The organism is Actinoplanes sp. NPDC048791 (genome assembly GCF_040650095.1).
Lineage (GTDB): Bacteria > Actinomycetota > Actinomycetes > Mycobacteriales > Micromonosporaceae > Actinoplanes.
The window spans coordinates 1-788 of the sequence record NZ_JBEZGQ010001673.1 but is presented as its reverse complement, the minus strand read 5'-3'; the positions used below and the strand labels follow the sequence as shown (position 1 = coordinate 788).

Genomic DNA, 788 nt, shown 5'->3' with positions numbered 1-788 from the left:
GTGGCCTACCACGACGCCTGCCATCTCGCGCACGCCCAGGGCGTCCGGGCGCAGCCGCGGGCCCTGCTCAACGGCATCCCCGGGCTCGAGGTGCGGGAGATAGCGGACCCGGAGATCTGCTGCGGCTCGGCCGGCATCTGGAACGTGCTGAACCCCGGCCCGGCGGCCGAGCTGGGCGACCGCAAGGCCAAGGACGTGCTCGCCACCGGGGCCCGGCTGCTGGTCACGGCCAACCCGGGCTGCCTCATGCAGGTCGCGGCCTCGGTCCAGCGCCTCGGCGGCGAGATCGCTCTCGCCCACACGGCCCGGGTCCTGGACGCGTCGATCCGCGGCCTGCCGGTGTCGGCGCTGCTTCAGCCGGCCAGCTCGTCGAGATAGGCGTCCAGCTCGGCCCCCGCCACCTCGGGGCTCAGGTGGCCGGCCAGGACGTGCACCGTCAGGCCGTCGACCACCGCGTGCAACCGGCGGGCGGCCGCCTCCGGCCCGGTGGTGACCAGCTGGCGGACCAGGTGCAGGCAGAGCTCGTACATGGCGGTGAAGTGCAGGCGCTGCACCCGGGCCAGCGCCGGGTCGCCGAGGCCGAGCGTCAGGAACGAGAACATGATCGACGCCTCGGTGTGCCGTTCGGCGTCCAGCGGCATGGTCTGCGCGAGCACGGCGCCGATCTGCTCGCGCAGCGTGCCCGGCGGGTCGAGCTCGCGGATGCGCTCGCTCGCCCGGTCGATGACCTGCTCGCAGGCGAACGCGAGCAGCTCGGCGCGGGTGGCGAAGTAGTGCCGCAGCGCGCC

Annotated in this window: 2 protein-coding genes; one reads left to right on the top strand and one right to left on the bottom strand. The window is 74.5% G+C overall.

What is annotated here, in order from left to right; genetic code table 11:
• Positions 1-378: (Fe-S)-binding protein (locus AB0C29_RS49515; RefSeq protein WP_360835484.1), on the top strand; the 378-nt coding region annotated here is incomplete at its 5' end.
• Here the strand turns inward: AB0C29_RS49515 and AB0C29_RS49510 are convergent.
• Positions 354-788 (bottom strand): TetR family transcriptional regulator C-terminal domain-containing protein (locus AB0C29_RS49510; RefSeq protein ID WP_360835482.1); only part of this gene is annotated, 435 nt, incomplete at its 5' end. The genes AB0C29_RS49515 and AB0C29_RS49510 overlap by 25 nt on opposite strands.